At 49.7% G+C, this 6,579-nt stretch carries 6 protein-coding genes; all 6 read right to left on the bottom strand.

Annotated elements, in window-relative coordinates:
• Positions 1-113 precede the first annotated feature (113 nt).
• The 6 genes from hemL to hemA all read right to left on the bottom strand — a co-directional run bounded on the left by hemL (position 114) and on the right by hemA (position 6,307).
• Entirely contained in the window at positions 114-1,400 is a 1,287-nt protein-coding gene (gene hemL, locus KW93_RS01055; RefSeq protein WP_033541101.1) for a glutamate-1-semialdehyde 2,1-aminomutase, read from the bottom strand.
• Positions 1,401-2,381, bottom strand: a complete 981-nt coding sequence (gene hemB / locus KW93_RS01060) for a porphobilinogen synthase (protein WP_033541102.1) — start codon at positions 2,379-2,381, stop codon at positions 1,401-1,403. It lies immediately after the preceding gene.
• Complete coding sequence (locus KW93_RS01065) at positions 2,378-3,079, bottom strand: uroporphyrinogen-III synthase (protein WP_033541103.1); 702 nt, start codon at positions 3,077-3,079, stop codon at positions 2,378-2,380. Before KW93_RS01065 ends, hemB begins: the two co-directional genes overlap by 4 nt.
• A complete protein-coding gene (hemC, locus tag KW93_RS01070) occupies positions 3,072-4,001 on the bottom strand; it encodes a hydroxymethylbilane synthase (protein WP_033541104.1) in 930 nt (309 codons plus the stop codon). The genes KW93_RS01065 and hemC overlap by 8 nt, the downstream gene beginning before the upstream one ends.
• Positions 4,002-4,018: 17 nt before the next feature.
• On the bottom strand, positions 4,019-4,849 hold the full coding sequence (locus tag KW93_RS01075; RefSeq protein ID WP_033541105.1) for a cytochrome C assembly family protein: 831 nt from the start codon (positions 4,847-4,849) through the stop codon (positions 4,019-4,021).
• An 84-nt stretch (positions 4,850-4,933) separates the two neighbouring features.
• Positions 4,934-6,307 carry a glutamyl-tRNA reductase gene (gene hemA, locus KW93_RS01080; protein WP_033541106.1) on the bottom strand — a complete coding sequence of 458 codons (1,374 nt, stop codon included), beginning with the start codon at positions 6,305-6,307 and terminating at the stop codon, positions 4,934-4,936.
• Between the last annotated feature and the right edge of the window lie 272 nt (positions 6,308-6,579).

Below are 6,579 nucleotides of genomic sequence, written 5' to 3' on the forward strand. Positions count from 1 at the left end.
GGGCGGGAGCCCGCTGGAAAGCGAAGCTGTGTTGCGGAATATCGACTTTTGAGCAGTATTTAACCCGAACAAAAAACAGCCGGCACCTTAGCGCCGGCTGTCTCAAGATTTTATTAGCGTGCCAGTTTTGCGAAGACGGTGTGGAACGCTTCGACGGTTTTGGCGATGTGTTCTTCGGTATGTGCCGTTGACAGGAACATGCCTTCGAACTGGGACGGCGGAAGGAAAATGCCTTCTTCAGCCATCAATTTATAATAATCCGCGAACAACTCCAGATCGGACGTTTTCGCTGTATCGAAATCGACAACCTGCTCGTTCGTGAAGAAGAAGCCGATCATCGAGCCCGCACGGTTTACTGTGTGCGGAATATTATACTTCTCTGCCGCTGCACGGAATCCTGCTTCCAGCTGGTCGCCGCGTTCGATGAACGTCGTGTAGCTGTCTTCGTTCAGGCGTGACAGCGTCTCAAAGCCAGCGCGCATCGCGAGCGGATTGCCCGACAATGTGCCTGCCTGATAGATCGAACCGCTTGGCGCGACTTGTTCCATGATTTCACGGCGTCCGCCGAATGCACCTACCGGCAGTCCGCCGCCGATGACTTTGCCGAGGCACGTCATATCCGGCGTCACACCGTAATAACCCTGTGCACAGTTAAAGCCGACACGGAAACCGGTCATGACTTCATCAAAGATGAGAATCGTGCCGTTTTCAGTCGTCAGGTTACGGAGTTCCTGCAGGAAACCGTCATTCGGAGGAACAACGCCCATATTGCCGGCAACCGGTTCAACGATTACCGCAGCGAGGTCGTCGCCGAATTCGCGGAACGCTTCACGGACGCTTTCCAAATCATTGTAAGGAACCGTGATGGTGTTTTGTGCAACAGATGCCGGCACTCCCGGTGAATCCGGCAGGCCAAGCGTCGCAACGCCGGATCCTGCTTTGATTAAGAGGCTGTCGCCGTGGCCGTGGTAACAGCCTTCGAATTTCAGGATTTTATTGCGTCCTGTATAGCCGCGGGCAACACGAAGTGCGCTCATCGTCGCTTCAGTACCGGAAGAAACCATGCGCACCATTTCTATGGAAGGAACTCGTTCCATCACAAGATTCGCCATTTCATTTTCCAGAACGGTCGGTGCTCCGAAAGAAGTGCCGAGTTCAGCTGTTTCTTTAATGGCCGCAACAACATCCGGCTGTGCGTGGCCGAGAATCAGAGGGCCCCAAGACAGGACGTAGTCGATATACGTATTGCCGTCAATGTCCGTGATAGTGGCGCCGCTCCCGGAAGCCATGAAAATCGGATCCATATTGACGGATTTAAATGCGCGGACCGGCGAGTTTACGCCGCCCGGCATCAATTTTTTTGCTTCTTCAAATGCTGCGATCGATTTTTCGTATGCCATTTATTTCCCCTCCAGCCAGCGTACCGCATCTTTCGCGTGGTACGTCAAAATGATATCCGCTCCTGCGCGTTTCATGCTGAGCAATGTTTCGAGAACGATTTTCTCTTCATCGACCCAGCCATTTAAAGCCGCCGCTTTGACCATCGCGTATTCGCCTGAAACGTTATAGGCAACGATCGGCAAATCGAAATTGTCGCGAACTTCGCGGACAACGTCCAGATACGAAAGCGCCGGTTTGACCATCAGGTAGTCGGCTCCTTCTTCCACGTCGGAAGCGGCTTCGCGAAGCGCTTCCAGGCGGTTGGCCGGATCCATCTGATAGGTTTTGCGGTCACCGAACTGCGGTGTGGAATGCGCCGCTTCACGGAACGGACCGTAATAAGCTGAAGCGTATTTTACGGCATAGCTCATGATCGGGATGTGCTGGAATCCGGCTTCGTCAAGTCCGTAGCGGATCGCTGCCACAAAACCGTCCATCATATTCGACGGTGCGATAATGTCAGCGCCGGCTTTCGCCTGGGATACAGCTGTGCGCGCGAGCAGATCGAGCGACTCGTCGTTCAGGACGACGCCGTTTTCGATGACGCCGCAATGGCCGTGGTCTGTATATTGGCACAGGCACGTATCTGCGATGACAACGAGTTCCGGATGGCGCTCTTTTGTGAAGCGAATGGCTTCCTGCGTGATGGCGTGGTCATGATAAGCTTCGGAACCGACTGCATCTTTGTCGTTCGGCACGCCGAACAGGATGACAGAAGGAATCCCAAGACTCACAACTTCGTCCAATTCTTCGCCTAAACGATCCATTGAAAAATGGAATACGCCTGGCATCGATGATATCTCTTCTTTGACGTTTTCGCCTTCAACGACGAAAATCGGGTAAATGAAATCTTCTTTTTGAAGCGTGGTTTCGCGTACCATCGCACGGATATTCGCGGAGCCGCGCAGTCTCCGGTGACGGTTGAATTTCAAATCTTTCATTCTTTGCATCTTCCTTTCGCTATTTCATTGACCACGTTAAAATACGTATAATCAGCGGGAACGAAGTCGACGTGGCCGCCTTCATTTTTAATCGCTTTTTCCGTTATATGGCCGATCGCCGCAATTTCGACATCCCGCCAATCCCCTCCCGCTTTCCGGTAAGCCGAAACAGCCGAGGGGCTGGCAAAGATGATGGTCTGGTGTTTCATGGTTTTTAATTTTATTGCATTTTCAAGTTTTAAGGCGGTGTCGTAAATGATCCATTCATCCACCGGCAGCGGCATACTGGCAATCGTACTCTTCGCCAGAGCCCCTTTGATGAATAAACATTTTTCATCTTCTGCTATAGACGGAAACTCCTTCACAAACCAGTCGGCACTGTAGACAGTCGGTATAAAATCCACCTGGTAGCCGTTTTGCTGAAGGACTTCTGCAGTTTTTTCACCGACAGCTGCAATTTTCGGAACATTGCTCACCTGCAGCTGGCAGAACGCTTCGGCACTCGTGCGGCTCGTGAAAATAAGCCAGCCGTAAGCCAGGAAATCCGGTTTGTCGGTTTGGCGAATCGATGTTTCAATCAGCGGCAGATAAAGTGAACTGCCTCCGAGTTCTTCCACTCTTTCAGCAGCATCTGCCGGCAATGTGGAACCGGTGAAAACGATTGTTTTGCCTTCGAGCGGCTTTCCGCTATTACACATTGCTCTCAGCGATGACGCGCTGGATCAGGTCATAGCCGCCCTGTCCGCTGATTTTCTCAGCAACGATGCGCCCGGCTTCAACCGGATCTTTGTCAGTTGCCGTTTCTTTGAATACCTGGTCCGCTTCCGGAGAAGAAATGAGGCCGGTAAAAGTAATGTCACCGTTCTCGACTGTCGCATAGCCCGCAATCGGAACCTGGCAGCTGCCGTTCATGTCTTTCAGGAATTTACGCTCAGCGTTAACCGCCAGCATTGTATCTTCGTGATTCACTTTCGCGAGTTCCGCAAGCAATTCCGCATCGTCCCCGCGGCATTCGATCGCTAAAGCTCCCTGGCCGATCGCCGGCAGGCAGTCTTCGATGGAAAGGAATTCTGTGACGATATCATCTTTCCAACCCATGCGTTTCAAGCCGGCTGCCGCCAGTAAGATGGCGTCGAATTCACCGGATTTCAACTTCTCAAGACGCGTGTCGATGTTGCCGCGGATCCACTGGATATCAAGGTCCGGACGCAGCAATAAAAGCTGAGAACTGCGGCGCAGGCTGCTTGTTCCGACTTTCGCGCCAACCGGCAGCTCCATGAATTTTACATGGCCATTGGCGATAAAGGCATCACGCGGATCTTCACGTTCCGGCACACAGCCGATAACGAAGCCTTCAGGCAAAACGGACGGCATGTCTTTCATCGAGTGTACCGCAAAATCGATTTCTTTATCGTAAAGTGCCTGCTCGATTTCTTTGACGAAAAGGCCTTTACCGCCTACTTTCGACAACGTTACATCCAGGATGCGGTCGCCTTTTGTGACGATTTCTTTTATTTCAAATTCAAAAGGGGCGCCTGCCGCCTTCAATTTGTCGATAAATTGACCCGTCTGTGTCAACGCAAGCTTACTTCTTCTGGAACCTACAACGATTTTTCTCATTCAAATCCAACCTTTCCTTAATACCAAAAATGGAATTCCGATAAACGGCTGCCGAGGAAGAAATTAATCAGCAGCACCAAAAATGCATAAATATGGGCCATAGAATACGCCATGCCATTCAATGTTCCTTTGCGGTGACGCCACAATATGACGCTGTATACAACCACCAGTATAAATGAACCGACAATTTTCAAATCGAAAATCGAAAAGTCGACAAGCGCTATATACGCCCACTGGAATCCGAGCACAAGCGAAACAAACAGCAGTGAGATGCCGACACCGATTGAAATGGTCATGCCTTTTTCCGTCTGGCCGAGCGACGGCAAACTGCCCCATTGCTTCGTCCATTTTTTCTTCTTCAGCATGCGGTATTGCAAAACATGCAGCAGCGAGAAAACGAACGACAGCGAAAATGCCGCATAGGACAGGATCGCGAAACTGATGTGGATCAGGAGGAGCTCAGAAATAAGTGCTTCCCCCACCGGCGACCGGTCGATCTGCACCGGCGCGAATGTGTGGATGGTTATAAATATGAATCCGATGATGTTCAGGAAAAACACCGCCAGATCAAAACGGTAAAATATCCTTAATATGAGAGACAGCGTGACAAGCAGCCATGCATAGAAATAAATGCCTTCGAACAGTGTCAGTATCGGAAAGCGCTGCGTTTCCCAGATGTAGAATCCGAGAAACACCGTCTGCAGCAGCCACACGGCTCCCAGCAGCGACATCGCAATCCGGGCTGCCCTTTTCTCTTTATATATATAGTCCAAAAAATAAAAAACAAGGCTGACAGCATATAGAATAACCATAGCTTCGTGCAGCCTTGCCATTGTTATATCAGCCATCCCATTCCCCTTCATTTCCATAGTAAAAGGCGTTTCGTCTCTACATTTTAACATATAGATACGAAAACGCCTCTTTCCAAACGATTAAAATGAATACCCGGGTGATTCCTGTTTTTTCTTTTGCTTATCTTCTGCAGTTTTCTTGGCTTTGGCCATTGCGACCAGTGACTGCTTTTCGACCTGCTCCTGCACTTCGTCTTCTATACCGAAAATCTGCTGGAACAATTCAAGCTGCTCGCGGGATTTCGGTGAACCGGCCATTTCCTTCGCCTGAAGGATCGGTTCTTTCAATAATTGGTTGATGATCGATTTCGTATGTTTGTTGAGGATTTTCTTCTCACGGTCAGTCAGGTCCGGCATCTTGTTTTCAATGCTTGCCATCGTTTCCTCCTGGATGCCGAGCGCTTTTTCACGCAATGCCGAAATCACCGGCACTACTCCAAGCGTCGTCAGCCAGTCATTGAACTGAACGGCTTCTTTGTCGATCATCGTCACGATTTCCGCCGCTGCGCGTTCACGCTCTGCGAGGTTTGCGTTGACGATGCCCTGCATATCATCGATGTCGTACAGGAATACATTCGGCAAATCACCGATGCGCGGATCCATGTCACGCGGCACCGCAATATCCACAAGGAATAAAGGCTTGCCTTTGCGCAATTTTTCCACAAACTGCATCAATTCTAGATCGATGACGAACTCCTGAGCTCCCGTAGACGAGATTAAAATATCCGCTTCCAATAAAGCACATTGCAATTCGCTGAGCGGTTTTGCTTTGCCGCCGAATTTCTCAGCCAGCAATTCCGCTTTTTCGAATGTGCGGTTAATGACCGTGATGCGGTCCGCTCCGCTGCCCTGCAGGTTCTTTATGGCGAGTTCGCCCATTTTGCCGGCGCCCAGAATAACGACATGCTTATTTTTCAGCGTTCCGAATATTTTTTTGCCGAGTTCAACAGCCGCATACGATACCGATACGGCGTTTTCGCCGATCGCTGTTTCCGAATGCGCTCTTTTCGCAAGCGTCACTGCCTGCTTGAACAATTGATTGAATACCGTTCCGGTCGTCCCGATTTCCTGGCCTGCAAGGAAACTTCCCCGTACCTGTCCGAGAATCTGGGTTTCGCCAAGCACCATTGAATCGATGCCCGCAGTCACACGGAAAAGATGTTCGACTGCTTCATCTTTTTCGTGCACAAATAAATACTGCGAAAACGACTCCTGTGGAATATCAAAATAATCCGCAAGAAATTGCTTCACGTAATATTTGCCTGTATGGAGCTGGTCCACCACCGCGTAGATCTCCGTACGGTTGCACGTGGAAACGATGACGTTTTCCAGTACGCTTTTCTGTTTATTTAATGCCTGCATCGCCTGCGGAAGTTCGTTTTCAATAAACGACAACTTTTCGCGGATCTCGAGAGGCGCAGATCGGTAATTCACCCCGACTACTAGTGTATGCATGGGTACAAAACACCTTTCACGTTCAATATTTCATATCTATAAGTATACCACCATTGCAGCATTTAAAGCCTTTGAAATTGTGAACAAGCAATGAAGTATGTTTATTTATAATGATTATAATCTAATTCTAGCATTGCCGATATTGCGCGACAAGACATCTGCTCTTATTCGAATTTGTCAGTTAACTTTAATGAATAAAGTACCTTTTTAATATCAGATATTCCGCAAAACAGCTGCGCTTGCCTGGGGGCTCGCGCTGAGCTAACTCGTGC

Origin of the sequence: Planococcus sp. CAU13 (assembly GCF_000775575.1) — a bacterium.
In the GTDB taxonomy this organism is placed as follows: domain Bacteria; phylum Bacillota; class Bacilli; order Bacillales_A; family Planococcaceae; genus Planococcus.

Coding starts and splice junctions, on each gene's coding strand:
- hemL (WP_033541101.1), bottom strand. CDS start 1,400: ATGGCATACGAAAAATCGATCGCAGCATTTGAAGAAGCAAAAAAATTG.
- hemB (WP_033541102.1), bottom strand. CDS start 2,381: ATGAAAGATTTGAAATTCAACCGTCACCGGAGACTGCGCGGCTCCGCG.
- KW93_RS01065 (WP_033541103.1), bottom strand. CDS start 3,079: ATGTGTAATAGCGGAAAGCCGCTCGAAGGCAAAACAATCGTTTTCACC.
- hemC (WP_033541104.1), bottom strand. CDS start 4,001: ATGAGAAAAATCGTTGTAGGTTCCAGAAGAAGTAAGCTTGCGTTGACA.
- KW93_RS01075 (WP_033541105.1), bottom strand. CDS start 4,849: ATGGCTGATATAACAATGGCAAGGCTGCACGAAGCTATGGTTATTCTA.
- hemA (WP_033541106.1), bottom strand. CDS start 6,307: ATGCATACACTAGTAGTCGGGGTGAATTACCGATCTGCGCCTCTCGAG.